This window comes from Kriegella aquimaris (genome assembly GCF_900103215.1).
GTDB classification, from domain to species: domain Bacteria; phylum Bacteroidota; class Bacteroidia; order Flavobacteriales; family Flavobacteriaceae; genus Kriegella; species Kriegella aquimaris.
In genome coordinates this window covers 40,494-64,935 of record NZ_FNGV01000006.1, presented here as the reverse complement: position 1 = coordinate 64,935, position 24,442 = coordinate 40,494, and the positions used below count along the sequence as shown (strand labels likewise).

The 24,442-nt window shown below is 40.3% G+C and carries 17 protein-coding genes; 4 read left to right on the top strand and 13 right to left on the bottom strand.

Annotated elements, in window-relative coordinates:
• Nucleotides 1–35 precede the first annotated feature (35 nt).
• Both BLS33_RS13285 and BLS33_RS13280 read right to left on the bottom strand, forming a co-directional pair.
• The gene (locus tag BLS33_RS13285) at nt 36–2,822 is read right to left on the bottom strand and encodes an NPCBM/NEW2 domain-containing protein (protein ID WP_089889927.1); all 2,787 of its coding nucleotides are present in this window, start codon (nt 2,820–2,822) and stop codon (nt 36–38) included.
• 458 nt (nt 2,823–3,280) lie between these two features.
• Nucleotides 3,281–4,567: a DUF2254 domain-containing protein gene (locus BLS33_RS13280; protein WP_089889925.1), complete on the bottom strand. Its 1,287-nt coding sequence runs from the start codon at nt 4,565–4,567 to the stop codon at nt 3,281–3,283.
• Between the two features lie 646 nt (nt 4,568–5,213).
• Between BLS33_RS13280 and BLS33_RS13275 the strand changes: the two genes are divergently transcribed.
• From BLS33_RS13275 to BLS33_RS13265, 3 genes are all read left to right on the top strand, one after another.
• The gene (locus BLS33_RS13275) at nt 5,214–5,663 is read left to right on the top strand and encodes a ferritin-like domain-containing protein (protein WP_089889922.1); all 450 of its coding nucleotides are present in this window, start codon (nt 5,214–5,216) and stop codon (nt 5,661–5,663) included.
• A gap of 269 nt (nt 5,664–5,932) precedes the next feature.
• Entirely contained in the window at nt 5,933–6,094 is a 162-nt protein-coding gene (locus tag BLS33_RS13270) for a DUF1328 family protein (RefSeq protein ID WP_089889919.1), read from the top strand.
• Between the two features lie 28 nt (nt 6,095–6,122).
• Entirely contained in the window at nt 6,123–6,305 is a 183-nt protein-coding gene (locus tag BLS33_RS13265) for a hypothetical protein (protein WP_089889917.1), read from the top strand.
• Nucleotides 6,306–6,397: 92 nt separating this feature from the next.
• Here BLS33_RS13265 and BLS33_RS13260 read toward each other — a convergent pair whose 3' ends face one another.
• The 3 genes from BLS33_RS13260 to BLS33_RS13250 form a co-directional block, all read right to left on the bottom strand.
• Nucleotides 6,398–6,937, bottom strand: a complete 540-nt coding sequence (locus BLS33_RS13260) for a hypothetical protein (protein ID WP_089889913.1) — start codon at nt 6,935–6,937, stop codon at nt 6,398–6,400.
• A 147-nt stretch (nt 6,938–7,084) separates the two neighbouring features.
• Nucleotides 7,085–7,498 (bottom strand): arsenate reductase family protein, encoded by a 414-nt coding sequence (locus BLS33_RS13255; protein ID WP_089889910.1) that lies wholly within the window; start codon nt 7,496–7,498, stop codon nt 7,085–7,087.
• Nucleotides 7,499–7,546: 48 nt separating this feature from the next.
• Nucleotides 7,547–9,112 (bottom strand): hypothetical protein, encoded by a 1,566-nt coding sequence (locus BLS33_RS13250; RefSeq protein WP_089889907.1) that lies wholly within the window; start codon nt 9,110–9,112, stop codon nt 7,547–7,549.
• Between the two features lie 212 nt (nt 9,113–9,324).
• Between BLS33_RS13250 and BLS33_RS13245 the strand changes: the two genes are divergently transcribed.
• Complete coding sequence (locus tag BLS33_RS13245; protein ID WP_089890446.1) at nt 9,325–9,945, top strand: hypothetical protein; 621 nt, start codon at nt 9,325–9,327, stop codon at nt 9,943–9,945.
• Between the two features lie 39 nt (nt 9,946–9,984).
• Here the strand turns inward: BLS33_RS13245 and BLS33_RS13240 are convergent, their stop codons facing one another.
• The 8 genes from BLS33_RS13240 to BLS33_RS13205 form a co-directional block, all read right to left on the bottom strand.
• The gene (locus BLS33_RS13240) at nt 9,985–11,508 is read right to left on the bottom strand and encodes a GH3 family acyl-acid amido synthetase (RefSeq protein ID WP_089889903.1); all 1,524 of its coding nucleotides are present in this window, start codon (nt 11,506–11,508) and stop codon (nt 9,985–9,987) included.
• Nucleotides 11,509–11,719: 211 nt separating this feature from the next.
• Nucleotides 11,720–13,270, bottom strand: a complete 1,551-nt coding sequence (locus tag BLS33_RS13235; protein WP_089889900.1) for a sulfatase — start codon at nt 13,268–13,270, stop codon at nt 11,720–11,722.
• Between the two features lie 60 nt (nt 13,271–13,330).
• Nucleotides 13,331–14,665: an alpha-L-fucosidase gene (locus tag BLS33_RS13230; RefSeq protein ID WP_089889897.1), complete on the bottom strand. Its 1,335-nt coding sequence runs from the start codon at nt 14,663–14,665 to the stop codon at nt 13,331–13,333.
• A gap of 29 nt (nt 14,666–14,694) precedes the next feature.
• Nucleotides 14,695–16,098, bottom strand: coding sequence for a sialate O-acetylesterase (locus BLS33_RS13225; RefSeq protein WP_089889894.1), 1,404 nt, complete (start codon nt 16,096–16,098; stop codon nt 14,695–14,697).
• A 10-nt stretch (nt 16,099–16,108) separates the two neighbouring features.
• Nucleotides 16,109–18,265: a GDSL-type esterase/lipase family protein gene (locus BLS33_RS13220; protein WP_176801386.1), complete on the bottom strand. Its 2,157-nt coding sequence runs from the start codon at nt 18,263–18,265 to the stop codon at nt 16,109–16,111.
• A gap of 7 nt (nt 18,266–18,272) precedes the next feature.
• On the bottom strand, nt 18,273–20,426 hold the full coding sequence (locus tag BLS33_RS13215) for a glycoside hydrolase family 31 protein (protein ID WP_089889891.1): 2,154 nt from the start codon (nt 20,424–20,426) through the stop codon (nt 18,273–18,275).
• Nucleotides 20,427–20,448: 22 nt separating this feature from the next.
• On the bottom strand, nt 20,449–22,080 hold the full coding sequence (locus tag BLS33_RS13210) for a sulfatase family protein (RefSeq protein WP_245731444.1): 1,632 nt from the start codon (nt 22,078–22,080) through the stop codon (nt 20,449–20,451).
• A 1-nt stretch (nt 22,081) separates the two neighbouring features.
• Nucleotides 22,082–24,439 (bottom strand): PDZ domain-containing protein, encoded by a 2,358-nt coding sequence (locus BLS33_RS13205; RefSeq protein ID WP_089889888.1) that lies wholly within the window; start codon nt 24,437–24,439, stop codon nt 22,082–22,084.
• Nucleotides 24,440–24,442: the final 3 nt, after the last annotated feature.

The following is a 24,442-nucleotide window of genomic DNA, read 5'->3' as shown; positions in this document are numbered from 1 at the left end:
AAATTAACCATACTACCTTCATTCTTTAACCACCACTATTCAATCACCAACCACGTATAGGAGTTGGCCGGTATGTTGACCGATACATTTATAGTATACGCTCGATCAAGAGTATGCGAATTGGACTTTTTCTCCATTTCGGTAACCTTTGCCGTTTTGGTCAGGCCCGTATAGTACAACGGTAATTTTAGGTTTCGTTCCATTGGTTGATCGGTCGGATTGAAAACCATGACAAACCCCTTTTCTTTAAGTTTGGGGTTTACATGCATAAAACCATCCCAGTCTTTTCCTGAAGGCCTTTTTAAATGAATGATGTCACTGTTCAATAGATCACGATATTTTTTGTACCAATCAATTACTTCGATTACCACTTCTTTGGTCTCATCTGTATCATAGAGCCTTGGACCCCTATAGCACGATTGTACCCCTGAACCATAATTCTGGATCATTTGGTTTTTATAGTCGGTTAAATGCTCATGCAACGGCTCAATGGTTGCCGCGGCGCCCCCACCGTGGTATTGGGTCAGTGGAGTAAAGGTCCAGCACATACTAGGCGTTCGATCCCATAGTCCATCGAATATATTTTGACGCCCCAGCACCAGTTGACGGTCGCGGGGCAGCGACCAATTCACCTCCCGATATCCAATACCGGTTTTATTGCTGCCCGAGTTGATATAAAAATCGGGGACGTTCATGTAAATTCCCTCGCCCCGCATCCATTTGTAAAGATCCTGAATTTGGGCGTATTGCTTCCATTGCGAATCTTCTAGGTCGTTGTGATGGGCATGGGTCGTCGATGCACATACATTTCCTGGGTACGAGCCATCATTTTCAAAAACGTTCATCCCTGTTTTTGTAAAGAATTTTTTAATTTTCCTGAAGTAGTCATAGCCCCAATCGCTCGCCAGGCAAGGGGAAGATCCAAATATCATTCCACCCCGTTTACCGGTCTCAGGGTTGATCACATCGACCTCATCGCTTATCCACCGGCTCGATAGCAACGAATATCCGCCCAGTTCGATACCTTTACTATGGGCATAATCAACCATCCTTTTATATTTTTCGTAATTGGCTTCGGACTCATCTTCCATATTTACACCACTACCAAAACTTAGAATAATCATTTCATAACCCACTTCGGCACATTGATCTACAGCTGTTTTTATTACTTCTTCATCGGAACTGACCAAATGTAGAAAAATTGGATTTTCGGTAACCCATGGAGATATGGTACGATACATTTTTCTCAGAAACAGCCCACGACGTTCCTGATCCCTGCTGTCGATTGGGGTTTCCCAGACCCTAAAGGTGGTCAAAGATTTACCCGGCTGTATCGCCACATCGGGGCCCAAAGGTGGTTTTATCTCTAACAAACAGGGCAAATTCAAGGGATAATTTGTCTGTGAGGTATACCTCGGGTCTCTTTCCCAATAGGTGGTCTTGTCCGAATTTTTCTGTTGCATGCCACCAAACGCATAATCGCTTTCGATATGGATGTTCGGTTTTATCCAGTGATCTGGCATTCCCACAAGATTTTCACCTTCAACCATGGCAAGCTGTTCTAGCTTAAAGGCATTGAGCTGTACCAACAGCTCTCCCTTATTGATTACTTCTATCCATTTGGATAGGGTCGGTATACCATCGTAGAGGGCAAAATGTACTTTGACGATTATGTCGTCTTTTTTTAAGGTAAAGACCAGTTCCTTGCCTTTGGGCATTTCTTTGTTGGAAGCCCATCGTACACGTTTCCATGCCATACGGTCGGTCAGTTCCTTTACCTCAAAATTATCGATTAAAAAAGAATTGTTCACGACGGACAATTGATCTACCCATTTCATTAGGGTGTAGCCGTATTCGGGTTGTTTACTTAGTCCACCTATAGAGTAATTGATACCATCAATGGTCAGCACACCTTCGTTGGAAACACTTCTCAAAAGGCTCTCCCCAGTCATTTGGTTCATATAATCGATGGTCGCCAAATTTGGGAGCAACCGAAATGTTCTTGAAATCAACCCATTGGAGAATACAATATCTACGTCCGTATCCGTTTTGTAAGCGTTCGCTTTGACCTTGGAATTATCGATCAGCCAATCGTAATCGGGCTGTTTTAATGGCAATGCAATTTCGGAAAGTGTTCCTATGGCTTTTTTTAAGGCGGTGCTTACCTTAGAAGACAGTTCTTGTTTTTCCCCCGTATATTCTTGTTCGGCAATTGCTGGAGCAATTTCCATGTATTCAATCTGAGGATCGATCCAGACGGCATGGTCACCGCTTGCACTATCACCACCATCTTCGACCACAAGTTCCAATACGCCGCGTTTTACCTCTAGATCAATCTTCTTGGCCTTATCACCCTGATGCATCAAACCGCTGTTGAATACTTCCTTACCATCGTGCAAAACCTTAAAAACAACGCTGCCTTTGTTAACCTTGCCTTGTTGGCCCTCTACGCCTATAAACTGTTTTAAGGTGGGGGTGACGTTATAGAATATACGTTTGCCATCAGTTAAAGGAATGGTCTTCACATGAGGTCCCGAATAATCGATTTGAGAATCGTTTACGCCTACTTTAGAAGTAAATCGATAGCCGTTGTTCATTTTTATCTTAATCAGCGACTCGGCGTGAACACCAATGCCCTTCTTAAATTTTTCACCAGCGACAGATAATCCCTCTCCTGTTATCGATTTGTTTTTAATAGGGGCACTATAGGTCTGATTGCCCAATGCAATCTCCAAATCACCAACATCGACCGAAGTCTGGGATAGAACTGTAGAACAGATTCCTACCTTAATTATAAATAAAAGAACAACTTTATGGTTCATTTTTAAATCAAGCATCTTTAGCATTTCTATAACTGATATTTCATTTGTTCAACCCTTTCACTTTATACTATCATACTTCCGTATGAAGGTAAAATAACAAGAATATAACATGCCCTAATGGAAATCGACCTAATAAAGTATGGTAGGACGTATTTTCACTTTCTATCCGTCTTAATAACCATTAGGTCGTTCAATCTGCTAACAAATTATTCCAAAAACAAAAAATTGAAATATCGATGCTGCAACCTAAGGCTATTTTAAAAGGACAATCTCAATCTGAATAAAAATTGAACCGAAATCACCATTCGCCAGCTTTTGACATGAAAGGCTAAATGTATTGAAGAATATTTGAAAAAAGTGAACTGAAATATAAAAAAGTGAGACACCAACCCTAAATACACGAGCGTGTAAATGTCCATGATAGGCTCAAAATAAATAAGCAAATAATCTTTTTCACATTAACCGTTCTGTAAATAATCGAGTATCCGTTTTTGGTCTATCGGATTGCTAACATTCTCTTTAATATCAAATAGTAGTGCCTCTTTTTCCTCGGCAATAGCAGCCATGTCTTCTTCTGAGAGATTCGGAGCCTTTGAAATAAAATGAAGGGTGGCTACTAGTTCAAAGAGCACGGCACTGTCTTTTTTAGCATAGTTTCTGATGGGCTGCACAATGATACGCATGATTTCATAGGCCGAAATATTATTCTTTATCAATAGTGTTTCACTATCGCGCACATAAGTTGAGACGACCTTTGAAAACTGTAACCTCACCCTAAGCAGTTCGGCCAAGTCACCTATGGCCCCAATTGCGGTACCCGGATCGTTTATACCCGGAGAAAGCGCTTTAACGGCAATTTCCATTAATTTGATCATACCACTTATGCCTTTATCACCTTCATGCCGTTTCGACGAAATGTCCAAACAAAAAAGAAGATTTCTCTGTTCTTCTTCGTTGAAAATATTTTTCGTTCGTAAGACAGGCATGCCCTTCCAAATATGCTGCCCGACATATGGCAGAACTTCTATTTGGTTATTCTGTTCTAACAATGCATTTGTCATTAAGGAAACATCAAAATCTTTGTAGTACCCATTCTCAGTAACATAAATCGTATACCAGTTTTCAGTTTCAATATAGTGCAGCGAAACTTCTTGACCAGATGTGCTATTCATCTCTGAATCTAAATGTCTCATACTAGATTCAAAAATGCGATTTGTTATATGATTGATTTGTATGGCCGTTGAAATGCTATGTATGAAATAAACAAAGAATCCAATACAAACAAGGGCGAATAACGCCGCCAACATTGTTGAAAGCCCCATCGACTCAGAATCTATGCCATAGGCCCCCAAATATATAAGTACGATGGTACAAAATAATAGTGTGCCAATATAAACGCCCAAAATAATCTGGTGCTTTTTATTCGAGATAAGGTTTGGCAGCAATCTGGGGGAGAAATTAGAAGATGCTTGGTTGAGCACGACCATAACCATTGTAAAGCTAAAGACCGTTAATGAAAGTATACCGCCGATAAACGTTGTGAGTATAGACCTGGCGGTTTCGAAATCTTGAATAAATAAATATGATAGGTTTTTCTTTAGTGCCATTACAGCTTCGGTGTTTTCAAGCTCTAGAATGACTATAGAAAGCATAAAGAACCCGAAACTTATCAAAACTGGATAGAAGGCAATGCTTTTTAGCACATTATGATAAATTTTCTTCAAGGGTTTAAGTAGCTCTTTCAATGGCTCTAATTTTATAGGTTAATGATATTGGTCTAAAAAGCCTAGCTCCATAAGCTTTAGAAATATCCCAAAACCAAATGCCCTCTTTAGCAATATACAAGGTAGGTGGTTTCACAAGGAGTACATTACACTATCACTACGATTATTATCCCAATAAATCGCGCTGAAGTACTGCTACCATCAAAAATCAATTTAAAAGCGTCAATTTAAATATCGATTAAGTCCATAATATAATGGCCTGTGCCATAAATTGCTATAGTGATTAAGCAATTCGATTTGAGGTTCATATCGAATGATTATAAGATGATTTAGTTGGTTGTTATGAATGGCTCCGGAAACCTATATACTCCGGAGTCATTTTTAAACTTTTGCTTCTAAATGATTGAAAAGAAGCTTGGCTGAATTCCTGCAGCTATAAAGTTCTAGCTTTCCTAGCTGTCCGAAGATAATTTTAAAACGCTTTCCTCAAATGGTTTGAAAAAAAACTAAGCTTTATATTTCCTTTTTACGAATACAGCAAGTAATCTTCCTTTTAGAGCAAATCTAATCTAAGAACCCAAACTAAATTTGTAATTATATCAGAAGGATGTAATGCAGTGCGCATCCACATTTTGATAAAATGTACTGCTAATTTAAATTTATAGAGATGATAACATATACAGAAAAAGTAGGAAACAAGTTGAATGACTTATTAGAGAAAACATATGACGCTGAAAAGGGTTTTAAAAAAGCAGCAGAGAATGCAAATAACATTCCTTTGAAGAATTATTTCGAGCGCAAAGCACAAGAGCGTTACGATTTCGGACATGCCTTAAAAAAGGAAATCAGCGAATTCGGCACCGAAGTGGAGAAAGGTGACAGTTTTGCCAGCAAAGCACACCGTTCTTGGATGGACATTAAAGCTCTTTTTTCAACTGACAATGACGAAGCCATGCTTGAAGAAGCAATAAAGGGTGAAAAAGCTGCGCTTGAAGAATATGATGACGTTTTGGGCGACACCAGCTTGCCCCCTTCAACCGCAAGCCTTCTCGTGTCTCAAAAGAACAAGATAAATAGTGGACTTAATACCATAAAAAGTCTTGAAGATTTGAAATAATCTTAAAAAAGAAGCTTAGTAAATCAAGGGATGCTCAAAACAAGCATCCCTTTTTACTTGCACTACTATTCCATTCCCGTCTTGGTAACACAAAAACTTAGAATAACTGACCGAACCTAATGAACATTTTATGGTATGCGTCAATTTTTGATTTGATATGACTAAGGCAAACGACTCTATTTCAAGACCTTTACATCAATATTAGTAGTAGAGGCTACGACATTCTTTAAAACAAGAATGCTATTTTGTTAAACCTAAAACTAAAAATTATGTTACGTTGGACTGTCACATTTGTCATTTTGGCCATTATTGCCGCAATATTTGGATTTGGTGGTATAGCAGCAGGCGCTGCCAGTATCGCTAAAATTTTATTTTTCATCTTCTTGATATTGTTTGTAATCTCACTTATTTCCGGAAGAAAAAAAGTATAATAACTATAAACCCTTATAACAGAATACTATGAAAAAATTAGCATATATATTTATGTTCGCATTTGTAACCACTACCGCCCTATCAAGTTGTCGGGAAGATAAATCGGCAGGTGAAAAGATGGAAGATGGTATTGAGGAAGTCGGAGATGGCATTGAAGAAGGTGCCGAAGAAATCAAAGATGAAGTTGATGATGCCGTGGATGACAACTAGAACTTAAAGTTAATTAATTTTTTTACCATTGGTCAAGTTCCCCCGACTTGACCTTTTTTCTTTGAAATTATTCTGCTTTTGTAATTTAGAAACTACTCCTGTTCCTCTTTTTCTTCGTCGTTCTGTGCTAACGGATGATCATGCATTCCCAAACCTACTATCTTAATAATATTAACGACCGTATTATAGAGCATCAAAACCACCACTATTAATGCTGCACTTAAAATACTGGTTATCCCCAAAGAAATATAATAAACCGTACTGAACCAATTTGAGGGCACATTCTCCGATTCCGTAATCGGAAGGTTAAATAAAAGAAAGCATAGCAATGAGGTTATGAAAACGACAGTATCGAGCTGGGCAATTTGCAAAATATGTTTATAATGATCAGCTTTTAATTTAGAATCAGCCCCCGAACTTAATCCCAAAACCGTTAGTAGCAAGGCAAGTATCGTTGCGGAGGCCAAGACAATGGTATTACATAATGTATTGATACCTGCCAACGAATTTTTAATAAGAACTTTAGCTTCATAACCGCTTAACGCTCCTAAAAGAAAGGTACCTAAGAGAATTACAAACATCGATATAATTCCCCCTGCAATGGCACGCTTTGTATATCTGCTTAATTTCATGGCTGTTGTCTAAATTTAAAATCATTAACGCCCCCCTCTCAGAAACGAATCCATCCATTTTTAGAAAATGTTCTAAACTATGTAGCATATCTATTAAGAATGCCAGGTCGTTGCCAAATAGCCTAAAAAATTGTGAATCGCTGTTAACTATTCCTCATAAGGTTTATCTATTCCGGCACTATCGTTTTCAATGAACTTCACATAATCGGAGGGGTTCTTGATCGGTAAAAAAACATTGCCTTTTATGACTATCGGATATGCTAGTACGGATGGTTTCTTTTCTAAAATCCGCAACCAGTCATGTTCGTCCAAATCTACTTTTTCATCTCCATATTCCTCAATAAAATCGGTGTGTTCTTGGTCTATAAGTTCCCCAATGGGAATATCGAGATTCGATGCGATTTCGGCCCATTGTGTACCCGTCACTTTAGTTTTTGAAACATCAATGGCCAATATACGCTGTTCAGAGGGTGTCACATAGGCATAAGTTTGTTTACCGATCGAATTTTCTGAACTGTAGTACAGTGTTATTTTATTTTTGTTCTTAGCTATTACTCCCATAATGATATTTTTAGTGATTTATAATTTTCCAATTGTATGCATTTAATATTATTCCTTCTTTTTGGCTTTTCCTGTTATGGTTGACAAAGTACCGTCTTGGACATTAATCCAGAGATAGTTGAAAAAAGATTTTGTCGGATCTCGTTCCACGTCTATAACACCATATCGAAACCCATCGGCCGCAGTTTTCGAGCCATCATTAATAAATAGTTTACCTATAGTGGTCAAGAATTTGTTGATTCCCAATCTGTCTTTCTTTAGTACGGAGAACTCAAAATTCTCATATTTCATTTTCATATCTCCTTTTGAAGAAATGGCATTACCGCTTACTGTAAAGTACAGCTCATTAACAGTACCCTTTGCCCTAGCCCTAAGGTTTGAGGTCAAAAAGTCATTGATACTTGCTGCTTTAAAATCTTTTACAACACCCGAAGCCCTAAAACGATCGTTCTTGCTTGGGTCTTCAAACGACCAATTTAACTTTAGCTGTGCTTCATTCATCAATTTTGCCTCCGCTTCGACAGATACATTTGCTCCATTGTTCGAAATATTTTTCAAAACAGCTTTTAGGTTTCCAAAAACTAGAGGTGCTGGTTGCGTCTCTTCGGTCACGCGCTCACTATATGACACACGACCATTTTCAATATTGATTTTAGACAAACTCAAATTAATGGGTAGCTCACGAAGCATTTGACTATATAATTTTTTCTTTTTGTAGTCATCGGGCACCAACTTATCCCTATAAATCTCAAGATTGGGAGCTTTGATAAGCCCTTGACCCATATTCAAGAAAAAAGTCTTTCTTTTGAAACCGAAATCAATATCCTCTATTTCAATCAGAGGAATTTTCAAGTCGATATGATCCCGTTCTGAACGTAGCTGTTTCGAGAGTTCTTTTTTACTTAGTTTTGCCACCAGACTCAAATTTTTCACGGTCGATTTATCCGGCTTCAGCTCTAAGTTAGTGACCTTTAAAATCTCATAGAGACCCAAATCAATAAACACATCATCAGTCGTCAGTTCGTATCGATCATACTGTAACGGTATCTTGTTTTTTATCAATTCAGGACTCGTTTTACCTCCGGTCATTAAAAAATTGATGGCCTTTACCGCTACTTTTATACTATCCTTTGTATCTTTTAGCAACAAGAGATTACCGTCTTCAACCACTATTTCGTCTACTTCAATAGTCTTTAAAAGTTGTACTATTCCTCTCGAAACCGTATCCTTTTGAGGTAATATCCGATCTAAAAAATAATGCACATTGGGCTCATACACTTTGATGGCATCGACGTGAATTGCATTTTTTACAAAAAAATTCCAATAACCAAAATCATCAATGGTTAATTGGTCGATTTGCACATTAGATTGCAGAAGGGAAGAATCACGTTCATAAAAATCAAGATTGATTTTTTCAAATTGAAGATTTCCCTTAAAAATATTTACCTGTACATTGTCGTAGGTCAATTCAATGTTCCGAGGTATTTTCCTTTTTAGAAAATTGGAAATCATATCTTCGGCCATTACCTGAGACACTGCAAATACCGACAAAATAATAGCACCCAATGCAATTAGGACTGTAACTGCTATATTTCTCTTTTTGTTTTTCGTCATGAAGATTTAAGGGTATGGTCCAAACCTGTATTTATTGTAACCAACAAGATGCGACATAAGAGAACGATTTTATGCCCCTTTCAACAATTTGTTTAACTGTAAAGACGAAATCGATTCAATGGTCCCAAGGTTTTCGTTATATTCCCGTGAAACAAATTGGCATATAATTTGAATATAATGCCATGTCTTTTGTTTCAAAAAGTAATAAAAAAATGAAGCTTCATTTGATTCTCCTTTTTACTATGACATTAATTTCATTGAATGCACAGCACAAAGCTCCCCAATCTATTAAAAATGAGGCGAGTATTGCTCTAGACTTTTATCCAGAATTAGAGAATACACCTATATCTTTTAAGTTTAAAAATAAAATCAATAAATCTACCATGCGGGCCCAGCCTAAATTTTGGAGTCTTTTCAGAACAAGAAAAAAAAGGGCCTATATTGTACTGATAAGCAAAAAATTCAAGATTTCGGGAAAAGAATTTTTGACCGAGAACGTACCGAAAGATATTCTGGTAGGATGGTTAGGCCATGAACTTGGTCATGTTATGGATTATAAAAACCGGAGTAGTTTAAATTTAATTTGGTTCGGAATAAAGTACACCTTTTCTGGAAGTTATATCAAGGAAGCTGAACGGGCTGCCGATTCCTTTGCAGTCGTTCATGGTATGGGACAGTATATTATGGATACCAAAAATTTCATTCTGAACCATGCCGACATCGATGTAAGTTATAAGCAAAGAATCAAAAGATACTATTTGTCACCTGAAGAGATTATGGTTCTTGTCAAAGAGCGTGAAGCCGATCTGGAAGCATCGGGAGTCCGAAAATGACCAGAGGTATTTTTGCGCTAAAATAAGATGCTTGCACTTTTAATTGCCCTCGGCGACAAAATCTTCCCACTCTTGAAATTTTTCTTCGCCCATTACACGTTCCATTTTTACCTGTCCGCCTTTCTTTTTATTCTTTCCGTTCCAATCAGAAAAAACTATTGGTGAGACCGTTGTAACTTTGACCCCTTTTAAGGCTTTAGACCGAGCGACCCGATAATTCTTATTGGCTTCCTTTAAAAAATCATCAAGCGCCTCCACAAGTTTTGAATTATCAACTGTATCCTCACTACCCAAATACCAACAATGATAAAATTCATCGTCAATTCGTTTGGCGCACAGGGTATATTCAGGAATTTTAATGCCAAACCTTTCTTCTAAATGTTGCACGGCGTCGTTCAATTTATTCACCGACAACTGCGAACCCACCGTATTTAAAAAGAACTTGGTACGCCCCGTAATTTTTATTTCAGCCTTTTTAAGGTCCGTAAATTCAATGGTATCACCAATTATATAACGCCAAGCTCCTGAAACCGTACTTATAAGTAACACATAATCTTGATCTAGTTCAACTTGTGACAAGTTCAAAGAAGGAGCATCATCGGTCAAAGAGCCGTCTTGATTAATATATTCTGGCTTAAAGGGAACAAATTCGAAATAAATTCCACCGTCCGTAACCAGCTGCATAGCATCGGTCTCAGGACGGGCCTGAAAAGCTATAAAACCTTCGGAAGCCAAATAAGTATCGATTACCGTTATCGGTTTTCCTAATAGGGAATTGAAACTCTTTTCATAAGGTCCAAAAGCTACCCCGCCAGAAGTATAGACTTGAAAATTTGGCCATATCTCATGAATGTTATTTAAGTTGTGATATGCTATCACTTTCTGTAGCATTAACTCCATCCAAGAAGGTATGCCACTTAATGCTCCAATATCCCAATTAGGCGCTTCTTCCGCGATTTTCTGAACACGTTCGTCCCAATCATCGATTTCGGCAATTTCTTCCCCTGGTTTGTAGTATCCTCTGAACCAAGTGGGTATATTACTTGCACTTATACCACTGATTTCACCTTCTTCATGACCGTCTACCTCGTTCAGGTCGGTTGAACTACCCAACATCAAAATTCCCTTTTCAAAAAAATCGGCTGGAAGGTCAAAGTTGCTCAACGCATAAACCTGTTCCAAACCTGCTTGACGAATTGACTGCACCATCTCATCCGTGACCGGAATTCGTTTGCTTGTTTTGCCTGTAGTACCTGAACTCAATGCGAAATAATCAGGGGTTCCAGGCCAAGTCACATCGGTTTCACCATCATGCAGCCGCTGCCACCAAGCTTCATTTATTTTGTTGTAGTCGAAATAAGGTATTCTTCTGGCAAATTCCTCAAAAGAATTCTCCGTAGTTAGTAGGGTTTCAAAGTCATAATGTTTCCCGAAAGTAGTATTCTTTGCAGTTTCCAGAAGATGCCGTAACACTGATTGCTGCTCTTCTATCGGATTTCTTTCCCCGGAAAGCTTATCCCTTACCTCAATAAATCCCTTAATTAAACTACCGATTATAGGCATACCTGTTTTTTGGTAAAAATAATATTATCGAACCATGGAATTGCGCTTCAAAAAAAAGGAAATTAACCCGAACCAATAAACCAAGCCTATACTGAAAAGGACGACAAACAAAACGGCCGGACATTTATGGTGCGACTAAACCTTATTAAGATAAAAGTGAAGAATATATCCAACACAAATCGGCATCAAAAAGCGTACACCATAAAAACTATCATTCCGTAACCGTTTCTTGAAACAAAGCGATGGGATAGGGCACCTGTTCCCCGGTTTCTTTAAACGCAGGCATTTGTGCTTCTACCTCGACCAAGTAATCGGTAAGTACACCAGCCAACTCCTTTGCTTTTTCTTGATTGTCTTCCATTAAATTTGTGGTTTCCCCAATATCTTCCCGAATATTAAAAAGCTCCATACGGCCATCAACATGATAATAGATAAACTTCCAATCGCCCAGACGCACTGTACTACTTGCTCCAATTCCCGGGCCCGAAGGGCCCCATTCGTTGGGATAGTGCCAGAACAAAGGTCTTTCTTCGTTTCGTAACTCGCTTCTCAAAAGGTGCATAAAACTCTTACCATCTATTACCTGAGCGGTTTCCACACTATCTATTTCGGCCATTGCAAGTATGGTCGGATAAAAATCTTCAATAATCAACTGTGCGTCAGTCGTTGAATTCACAGGTACTTTTCCTGGCCATTTGACCAACATGGGTTCACGAATACCTCCTTCATGGGCAGAACCTTTACCACTAGACAACGGTTTATTGTGGGTATTGGGCTCACCACCTCTACCATGCACACTCAACCCTCCATTATCGGACATAAAAAGGATTATGGTGTTCTCTGCAATTTTTTTCTCTTCAAGATAGTCCATAATATCTCCCAAACTTTTGTCCATTCCTTCAAGCATCGAGGCATATTTCGCTTCGGTAGAATCTAGGCCTTGTTCAAAATATTTCTGCACGAAACGATCATCTCCCATAATAGGGGTATGTACGGCATAATGTGCCATGTATAGGAAAAAGGGCTGTTGAGCGGTTACGGCAGAATCTACAGCCGCCAAAGCTTCCCGTGTTATTGCCTCTGTCAAAAAGATATCTTCGCCATGGTATTTCTCAAGTCCCGGAACGGCCCAGTCTTCTTTCCCTTCTTTGCCATTTCCAAAATTTTCAGTTCCCAAATAGCTCTCGGGTGCACCAGCGGCATGACCTGCAATATTCACATCGAATCCCAATTTTAAAGGGTCCGCCCCTAAGGTACCTATCGCTCCCAAATGTGCCTTTCCCGAGTGTATGGTGAAATATCCTTCATTTTGAAGTACTTGCGGCAGAGGTGTAGCATGTACTGCTTTTTCATCTCCACTAACCGGACTAATTCCATTTACGTTCCATTCTGGAAAACGCAATATTTCATGGTTGGTCTCCATAGGTTGCAACGAATCTTTCTTGAGTGTCCAATTGGTTACCCGATGTCTCGCGGCATTCATGCCTGTCATCAAACTTATTCGGGTAGGTGAGCAGACAGCGGTCGCATACGCCTGTGTAAATTTCATACCTTCCAGTGCCATACGTTCCATGTTCGGGGTATGGTAGCGGTCATTGAAAGGCGTTCTCTCATTCCAAAAGGGAACCGAAGTATCTTGCCAGCCCATATCATCGACTAGAAATAAGACAATATTAGGCGGTGGCTCCACTATTTCATCCGATTCACAGGCCGTGAAAAGAATCAAGCTGATTAGCATTATCAAAAAGAAGTATTTGTTCATTTAGCTATTCTTGATTCCAATTTAACACTTAAAACGTATAAATAAGACTCGGTATTTCATTCAATTACTTTCGATTACCGCCCCATCTTCTCTGTAAAGATCGGCTTTACCATCCAAAAGTACGGCAAGAACGGTCATATTTTCATCTAAAACATGTTCTGGCACATCGATGTAGACAATGCCCGGGTAATGGCTCCAATACACTTTACCCACTACTTTATGTTCCAATTTAGAGCCCTGGCCGACCACCCAAATTCGGTTGATCTTATTCTTCAACCCTCGAATTACAACTTCTCCTCCGGCATTCCCTTTTACAAACAAATAAAGCATGGTCTTGTCTTTTGACAAGGTCGTAGGCCCATAAAAATGCTCTTTAGGGATGCCCGCTTCCGTACCATAAATGGCCTCTTTGTGCTTATTCGTCCACCGCCCCAATCCTTTCAATATTTCTTCTTGTTCTTCCGGAATGGTACCATCGGCCTTTGGGCCGATATCCAACAAAAGGTTTCCTCCATTGCCAATGACATCCGCAAAAATACCAATTACTTGATCTGTGGTCTTGTAGGTATGATCGTTCTTTTGAAAACCCCAAGAGTCGTTCATGGTCATACACAATTCCCAATACGGGTTTTTTGGGCGCGTAATGGGCATACCCTGCTCGGGTGTCGCATAATCCCCTTCATCCTTCAAGCGAGAGTTGAGAATAGTATTCGGGTTTTTGTCATGTAACATTTGGCGTACCTTGGGTGCTTGCCACTCTTCGGAACTATGCTCCCAATCGCCATCGAACCAATAAAGGTCAGGATTATAATTGTCTGCTAGCTCTTTTAATTGCCCTTGATAGTAGTTGAGATACTTTTGCCAGCGTTTTGGAGCTTCAGAAATCGTATATCGAACGGAATCGCGTGTAAAATGTGTATAGTCGTTGTACGACCAATCAGGTAATGAAAAGTAGATTCCCACTTTTAGTCCGTTTTCACGCAAGGCCTTTACAAAAGGTGTAAGCAAATCTTTTTTGGCAACAGAACCTTTGACGGCATTCAAATTACCAAATTTGGTATTCCAAAGCGCAAAACCATCGTGATGTTTCGCAGTAATTACCGAATACTTCGCACCACTATTTTTGATTAATTGGGCCCATGCCGCGGGATTGTATTTTTTTGCTGTAAAACCCTTGGTCTGATCTAAGTAATCTTTATGGGAAATATAACCGTTATAAAACGACCAAGATTCATCGATACCGTCTACCGAATACAAACCCCAATGGATAAATATGCCCAATTTAGCATCTTTGAACCATTCCATCTTTTGATTTTCCTTTTGGGATTCATCTTCACTTTGTGCCTTGACATTCAAAAACACAATTAGAAAAAAAGGAAGGAGTAATTTCTTCATAAATTAAATTAATGATACTCGACGACTACTTATTGATTCGCTTCCAACGCCCAATCATCGGTTCGAAATGCTGAAGCTGGAAGTCCTTCTTTATTAAATAAATTAGGCAGGGCGGTATTTGAAAATGCAAATCTTACGGCCAATGGCTCTTTTACTTCGGAGGAAGAAACCACTACTGAGTTACCGACGATTTTTGCTTTTGCCGGATAGAATTTTTTATCGTCCCCTGCCACATAAAACTCGGTCAGTTCTTTTCCTTTGGCTATCAGACCCGAATTCGCATGATCAAAATTAAGTATTACTTTTCTTTTTTTGACCTCCATTGATTTATAAATAGGCCCTGAATATTCCAAACCGCTCTTACCATAGGTATTGGCGAGGGCCCATAGTGCCAAACGCTTGCCTACATCTTGTTTATTGATAGGATGAATATTCTCTAAATTGCCAATATCATTGGTCACGGCCATCCCCGTATTGGGCACATTAAGCATTGTCTGCAATTGGGCATCGCGCACGACAGCGGCATCCCAACTGTTATTGGGGTCATATTTATAAGGCGCTATTTGAACAAAATAAAACGGAAGCTCTTTCTGCCAATCATCCCGCCATGATGTTATCAATAGCGGGAATGATTTATAATAGGAAAAAGGGTTGGCCCTGTTCGACTCCCCTTGATACCAGATGCATCCGGCTATCTCAAAATTAATTAGTGGATGGATCATGGCATTGTAGGCCAAACCAGGGTCATTGGGCCACCACGCCGTTGGCTTTACTTTTTTGGCTGCCGTTTTTAAATAATCATCTTCGTTTATCAATTCATCCTTGATCCAGACTTCGACCGGCGTACCTCCCCAACTCGAATGAATCAAACCCACTGGGATTTTGAGATCTTGATGAAGCTCTCTACCAAAGAAATAAGCTACAGAACTAAAATGCTGCATAGTTTCGGGTGAACATTCCACCCAACTGCCCGGCGTATCATCTTGCGGATGTGAGGATATATGCCTTTCAACGTGAAAGAATCGGATGCTAGGGTAGTTGGCATTTTTGATTTCTTCCTTTGCGTTTAAAAGTGCCGCATTAGGACTCCATTGCATATTCGACTGACCCGATCCAAGCCACACTTCCCCTATCAAAACATTTTCGATGACAATTTTTTCATGACCATCAACAGTAACAGTATAGGGCCCTCCAGCTTCGGGCGTAGGCAATTTCAATGCCCATTTACCCTGATAGGCTTTAATTTCAATGGGGGTATTGTTCCATGAACCGGTAACGGTAATGGTTTCATCGGAAGCAGTTGTCCAGCCCCAAATAGTGACATCCGTTTTTTGTTGTAACACCATGTTATCCGATAAAACGGAAGGCATCCATAATTTACCAAAACTTACGTTGGCCATTAAAACACATAGTACAATCAGTATTTTTTTCATGTATTTCTTTTTAATTTTTCTCTAGTTGTTCTTTAATATATTTTGCCCAGACATCATACCCTTTGGCTTTTAGGTGGATGCCATCCTCAGAATAATATAGCGGATTTAAAATTCCTTTTTTCGTTATAAAATGCGATAATACATTATGGTATGACACCTTTGACCTTTCGCCTAGCGATTTTATTCGTTTGTGTATCTCATTGTATTTTACCCGTTGTTCGGAAGCTGGGTCAACACCTGTTGGCAAAGGCCCAAATAGTATAATTCTTGTATTTGAAGGAAACCTCTTTGCAATGACATCTACAATTTTCTGAATACCTTCAGCGATTTCAGCAGCACTGTCATTATCAGAAAAATTATTCACTCCAATGGTCAAGACCACGGTATGCGGGTTTACCGATTCATATTCCCCATTTTGTATTCGAAAAAGCAGCTGTTGGGTTCTGTCCCCTGAAATTCCCGCATTAATCCATTCCAACCCTTGAAAGAATTTTTCGCTCGCATTTTTACCCGGGCTTGAGGTGATATTTGGTCTGTTCCCGAAACCTTGGGTAATCGAGTTTCCGATCAATAGTAAGTCTATATTTTCTACGGAACTACAAATGGAATCAATATCATTGGCTTGTGTCCACCAATCTGTTTCTTCTGGCCAGCCCGCCCCTGAGCGATATTCCCCCGACGGTGCAGGAATGATTGCGAAATTCAACTTTTCATTTGTGGCGTTCAGAATAAAATTAACGATAGGTGTGGGATTTTTCAAACTGTGTGGATGGTGACCATTGTCAGGTTTGGAGATGATTTTTATGTTCCCCCCATTTCGTTGAATTGCTTGCGCGAATGGTGTTGTATTTTCCGAAATAGGAACCACCTTGTCCGTTTCACCCACCACGTGCAACATCGGAAAACCTCCCTTAGCTATTTCCTTGGTTTTATGAATCGGGTTCCCTTTAAAATCATCAACTTCAGCTTCGCTTTTAATTTCATACACCGCTTTAAAACGTTCCCAATCAGGCGCACTTCCATTTCCATTTATTTTCCCGCCCGGCCAACTTGTTCCGTCAAGTACAGGGGCGTCTGCATAAATACATGCCACTTTTTCAGGATTTTCTACCGCCCAATTGTAAATTATAAGTCCGCCACGGCTCATACCTTCCAAAGCGACTTTTTTTGATAGCCCAGCTTGTGTCATCAGTTTATAAAAGTCGTTCCATCGCTGAACTGCTTCGTTTCCTCCATACAAATCGGAAACATCACAATACGCTATATGAAAACCCCTTTCGAGTAAAGCGGCATCGGTCTGGGGTTCATGCCCCCAAAAGCGAGCCCGCAATACCCATGGGTGATTTGGAGCTGGTTTTTTTGGCACCGCAATTTTGCATTTAATTTGGTTCATTTCAAAATCGAACAATTCGAAACCTTGAAAATTGCCACTTTCATAAGGGCTGACCCCTGCGTTAGAAAAAAAGGCAAAGGTGTCGTCGGCTTTTTGAATTACCGTTTCATAAAGCCTTTTCGCTATAATCGTAGCACCTAAGGAAGATGGATGTACCCTATCGGGAAGCAACCCTGGGCGGTCGATAAACAATTGGTACAAATCTACAACCTCACTTTTGGTATTGTAGGCTACATTCTGTGTCATAGGAAGAATTCTATCTTTAATGACCGGACCCCATATTTTGGTCGAATCTTGTTTTGCCGGATCGGTATTGAATGAAGGCACAGGAAGTAACAAAATGATTCGTGCCGCAAGATTTCGGCTTTTAAAGCTCATGATTAAATCGACGTAGTTTTCTTCGAACCGATCTAGGTGAACTCGATTTTGAATTTTACTATCGTTGGTTCCCAACTTGATAAAAACGATATCGGGATCAAAATCAAGCGCTTCTTTGTACGCATCGGTATCCCAATAAGGCCGGTCTCCTTCTTTTAGTAAAGTCGTTCCGCTGACGCCAAAGTTTCCTACTTCATATCCATCACCCAACATGGACTGTAATTGGGCAGGAAAGGCATTATGTTCGCGATTCTCCACTCTCGCGCCATATGTTATGCTATTGCCAATGCAGGCGATTTTTATAGGTTCTTGTTGTTCAGAAGATGCTTTTCCATTCTGGGGATAAAGCATCAAAACAAAGAGAACAGGTATCAATAAACCCTTAAAATACTTCATAAAACGCTTATTTTGTCATGAATTCCCAATTCACTTTTTTATTATACCCGAAAGGTTTTCCTTTTTCGGGTTTTGAAATCGTCCCCTTTAGGCTTCCTTTTTTATCCTTTTTTACGATGATATCAACCTTCGAATACGCTCCCTTTTCAAAATCGAAACTCACGCCATCATCATCATAAAGAACAAAAGAACCTTCCGACTCCCCATAATGCCTAAGAATCAAATCTACTTTTTCATCCGGCCTGGGCGCTTGTCTTTGTACGGGTCGCATGGGAATAATACCACCATCTTTGACAAACAAAGGAATTTTCTCCAACCCCGGTGTCACCGATATGATTTCATTTTCACCCACATAGGTTCCATCGTAAAAGTCGTACCATTTTCCAGCAGGCAAAATCACCTTTCGTTCATTTTCACCGGCAAACATAGGTGCTACCAATATATTATCACCCATCATATACTGATCCTTTATTTCGCTCTTTACCGCCACCTTATAGGGATTATCGGTAGAATCCAATGCCCCTTCGGTAACCGTGGCATCAAAAGAAAAACCATCGACCAAATTCATGGCTCGAAACGGTGGCAAACCTTCAAAACGGTATTGTGAAAAAGTGCTATAAATGTATGGCAACAATTGCATGCGCAGATTGGCCACATCGCGTACGGCGGTTTCTACCTCGGGAAATGTCCAAGGTTTTGTACCATCTGCCCATGCATTCAGCATCGCCATCGGTGAAAAGCAGACGGATTGCATTCGCCTCAACCACTCTTCTGCTGTTTTTGAAGCCCGTACCTCAGGCGTCCATAAAACCCCGATAAAGCTGCTATTGATAAGCGCTGTGATAAAATCTTTGTGACTGTAATAATCGTTATAGATAACATAAGGCATGCTACTAGCCCCAGCATTTGAAGCTCTTACCAAACCATACGTTCTTTGGTTTTTCTCCCTAAACCACTTTGCGGTCATGTCTTGAATCAAAAGACCATAAACCTGCCGCATTTGCTCACCGCTATACCCAGAGGGGAACTTGGCAACATCGGGCCAGACCCAAAAATCATAACCGTCTACCTCATCGATTTTGTAACCACTGACACCGATATTCAAATGATTCTCCAAGAAATGTGTTTTGAGTATCTTTCGAGCTTCGGGAAGCATAAGGTCTGGTACAATACCGTTCCAAACCGTGTGCGACCCCGATAATGGTTTTATTTTGGGATATAAAGATCCAACCGGGGAAATATAGGGGTTCAGCCACAGATTGGTACGTATCCCCATGGCCATCAAATCACTATTGAATTTTTCTGGTTGCGGAAAACGGGTCGTATCCCATTCAAAAGTACAGGGGTAAGACATACTGTGCCACCCCGGTTCGACACCTATAAAGTCTAATGGAAAGTCATGTAATTCAAATTCTTCGGCTTCCTTTATAATATCGTCTTGACTATATAAAGTAGGCACTCTTTGTGTAAAGCCCAAGCCCCATTTTGGTGGTATATATCCACCTCCATTGTACAAATTATAACGTTGTACCGCCTCCATGGGCGAGTTTCCGCCATAAACATAAATATCGGTACCTGTGGTCGGAACCAAGATTTCCACGGCATCGGAATAGGGTCTTGAATTCCAATTTTTATCGGTATTACGATCTCTCACAATTGGTTTATCCTTTGCATCGACCCTTACGCCCGTACCCGCATAAACCGTAACGTATCGTGCGGCATCTATCAAAACACCATACCCTTTTGATGAAACATAGAATGGTACCGGGGCATGTGTTCGCCCATCATCCTTACCACCGTAATGGTCTACATGCAATTGCATGATGCGCCCCCTTTGATGCACCGTTTTAAAATTAAGCCCCAATCCGAATAGTTGTTCTTCCCGGGATAACGGAAAACGCAGATAGGTTTTTCCATCAATTACTTCCGCCTTTATATCAGATTTCAAAAGAGGAAAATCGGCTTTAGGTAATCGCTGCAATGCCTCCTTTTTGGGTTGAATATCGGCAGCTTTTAACAAACTAATGTCTTCGGGCTCCCCTACACTTGCTTTCCATATTCCGTTTTCTATTTCGTTCCAACGTACATCCTGACAGATAGCTTCGCCGGATAAAAAGAAATTAAGGGCAAAAACAACAGCAAAACGGCCAATAAAATTCATTATTTAGATTTAAAAGTGTTACTTATTTTGCTTCAAAAACGGTCAATTGCTTCCAAGGTTTATTATCGAAATTGGAATCGTTCGGTTGTTTACCTCCACTTGTACTACGTCCGTTTTCGACGTATTCTTTCAACTCCTGTTTCAAAGCATCGACCACATCGGCATGTTGATCGGCAATATTATGTTCCTCCGCCGGATCTTTCAAAAGGTCGTACAATTGATAGGGAGGCAGCTCTTGAATACCTTCTGCATTAGGCTTGGGGTCGCTCCATCCTCCTGAACCCGGGCATAACACCAACTTATAATTCCCTTTTCGAATGGCAAAACTACCATTGATCGAACTATGTATTGTAGCTTCCCGTTGAAATTCGGCAGATTCAGGGTCCGTAAATAATGGAAGCATTGAAAAACTATCTTCGCCTTCATTATCCTTTAGCGAAGTACTCACAATATCGGCGCAGGTGGCCATTAAATCAGTGGTACAAATCGTTTTTTCGGATACCGATCCAGCTTTGATGTAGGCCGGCCATTTTACAATAAAAGGAACCCGATGGCCTCCCTCAAAAATATCGGCTTTATGACCTCTATAAATTGCACTGGGGTCATGCCCTTTTTCGCCCAATACTTTAAAATCGGCCTGTGGCGAGCAGCCGTTATCACTGGTAAATATCACAATAGTATTCTCGGCAACGCCCGCCTTCTCCAAAGTTTGCGTTAATTGCCCCATAAAAGCATCGATTTGCATGACAAAATCTGCATAAGGATTCAATCCACTTTTATCTAACCATTCTTCCGTAGGTAAAATGGGTGTGTGGGGAGATGGTAACGCCAAATACAGAAAAAACGGGTCTTCATTTTTTGCTTGTTCGCTGATGTATGCAAAAGATTTACGGAAAAAATTCGGGGTAACATCATCATGCTGAAAATCAGCCCCTGTCGGACCCTCACGCCACCAGGTATACTTTCCTTTGTCAACGGTAATCGTATCAGGCACCGACGTAGGCATGCCGTTCTCGACATAAACGTATGGTGCCATATCTAAAGAACCTGAATGTCCATAGGCATAATCAAAACCTAAATCAGTGGGGCTATTCTTCACGGGTTTGGAGAAATCAATGTTCTTGTAATCATTAGGGCTCCAACCCTCGCCCCCCACACTATCGCCTTCCTTTAAAGCCCAATCCCAACCCAAATGCCATTTTCCAATAAACCCGGTGTGATAGCCCTTTTGTCTTAGCAGCGAGGCCACGGTTGTTCGCGAATTGGGAATCAATGCCTTTGAAACCCCCGTAAGCACTCCGTTTTTTAATGGACTACGCCAATTATAGCGCCCAGTTATGATTCCGTACCTCGTAGGGGTACAGACTGAGGAAGAGGTGTGTGCGTCAACAAACTTCATGCCTTCGGCCGCCAACAAATCTATATTCGGAGTCTTAATTTTTCCCTTTGGGTTGAACGCATGAATATCGCCATACCCCAAATCATCGGCCAATACGTAAATAATATTGGGCAACTTTTCTTCCACGACAGCTTCCTTTTTCTCGTTCGAACAGTCTCCCAAAATCAGCAGCAGACAATAAATAGATAATAAAAAAAGACTGTTTTTCCCCATACCCTTCAAATCGAATTCCTTTTCATTTTTCTCCTTCTTCATCTTATTTTGTTTTTAAAGTGATGCTATATGGTTTTTGGTTTCTAAAAACCTGTACATTTATTTTACCTGTCCAGTTATGGCTTTGGAAAGATTTCATTAAATCGGCCACAGTATCGACTGCATCGCCTTCACTTTCGATGATCACATCGCCGACCTGAATCCCTGATTTTTCAAGGATACTATTTTCACCCAACGCCATTACAATAACTCCCGCTGTCTTACTCAAGCCAGAAGCCGAACGTTCTGCCATAGTCGTCAGGTTCTTGATTTTGGCGCCCAACCAATCATGTACCGCATCTTTATTATCGGAACCTCCGAAGAACAGTGATGGGATGGTCGGGGTTTTCGCCAAGTCCTTTAATCGTGGATTTTTAACTCCAAATTCATCCATAGGGAAATTTTTAAAGCCTATTTCAAATGCAGGCGAACCTTCTTTGACCGTATAATCGCCTATAGAAGCATTTACAAACAAGGGGTTTCCTGCAATACTATGTGTATCTACCCCTTTATTTTGGGCATTCTCAAGTGCAATTTCATCAGGAAAAAGATTTTGATCTACTTCCTGTCCCCATTCTTGTAATCGTATGTCTTTATGTTCAGCGAGTACAATGTTATGTCTAAAAATATCACCGCTGTTTTTGAACCAAACATGAGGATGAAAGCCATTATTGATCATGATATTATTTTCCACAGTACGATAAAACCCCTCCCGAAGTTTTAGTCCGCCGTTCAAACATACATTGTTATAAATATGATAATTGGACGATCCGTCGTCAAGATCGATATCCCAACCATGATCACATCGAAACCTATTGTTTCTGATAATGGTCGTTTTAATGGCGTCCCATTTTGGCATTTCGGGGTTTTGTGCCACTATTTCATTCAAAGTTTTTCTATCCGGATGCCAAAAGCGATCTCGCCCCCAAGAGTTAAAAGCACCGTGGTCACCAGATTCTAGAACAGTATTGAACACATCGTTGTATTCGAGAATATGTCCACCCCAGGTACCATCACCAATATTGATACCCGCTCGTGGAACATCGTAAATGCTATTATTGCTCACGGTAATATCCATCGCCATAGCGATTTCAACACCAGCCGTTTGCTTTTCCAATCGCCCCGTACGATGAATCAAATTATTATCGACTATCGATTTTGCCGGATACGTATTGTTCTTGGGACCTTTGAGCGTATCGATTTCTGCTAGCGGAACAAATTCACCATACTGAAAAGATGGGGAACGAACCGCATCGGGACTACCAACAAAACAGATTCCCGAACCCGCACAGTCATGTATATGATTGTTAGTGATTTGAACATTTCTATTGTAATTACTCACAAAGATGGCATTGCCCCCGAGGTTTACAAACTCACAATGCGTCACCGAAACGTTTTCAGTACCTTCTAAAAAAACGGCGCCGCCCCTATAGATAGTCCAATCACTACGTAAAAGCGGCTCATATTTTTCGAATATTGTTCGCTTGGTATGCTCAAAACGAATTCCTTCTACAGATACTCCATTTACAGGGATCTCTTCCGTTCCAATAATGTTCAATAAATGTTTTTTCCGAACAGTTTCAATGAATACCTTATTTAAGTCGATGTCGGGCAAAGGCCAATAATATAGTTTTCCTTCTGTGCTTAAAAACCATTCACCCGGGCTATCCAATTCTTCGAATACGTTCTCTACCATACGATAGGTTTCATGCATTTTTGAGGGTCGGTTGTTCTGAGTACCACCATGTAAAATCAATTCCCCGTTTTCGTCGACCCCGGACACCTTGTAATGAAAACCACCCCATTCACCCCTATGCATGGCGTGAACAAAAGCTCCTTCAGGGTGCTTCCATGTCTTCACTCTTTCAGGTGCAATAGCATCTGCTGCATGGCCCTGCCAATGCCCCCCATTCTCGTCATAATTTGGATATCGCGCCAAAATTTGAGGTTTTCCTTCCATAAAAAGCTGGTCAAAACTTACGCCTTTATCCAATTGAGCGACCCAGATATTATCATCGTACTTCTCCCATGAAGCACTCAATTTTTCTGAGCCACTAATCACGGTTTTCTCGGCACCTGCCCCTTTTATTTTTAAGACCCCCAGTTTTGGTGAAATTGTAATGGGCGCCCTCAACCTGTGCTTACCGGGTAGTAAATGAACGGTCAAGTCATCGTTGAAACCCTTTTCACGTAACAAAATCACTTGGTCAAGCCCTTCTTCAATAGAACTGTAAACAGGTCCATTTTCAGGCTCACTGAATACTTCAGAATCCGACGCTTTTATATAAATATCATTTGTTGCTTGCGAACAACCAACAAATAATAAGACCAAAAGGCCAATTACATAATTCAAATTTCTCATTGA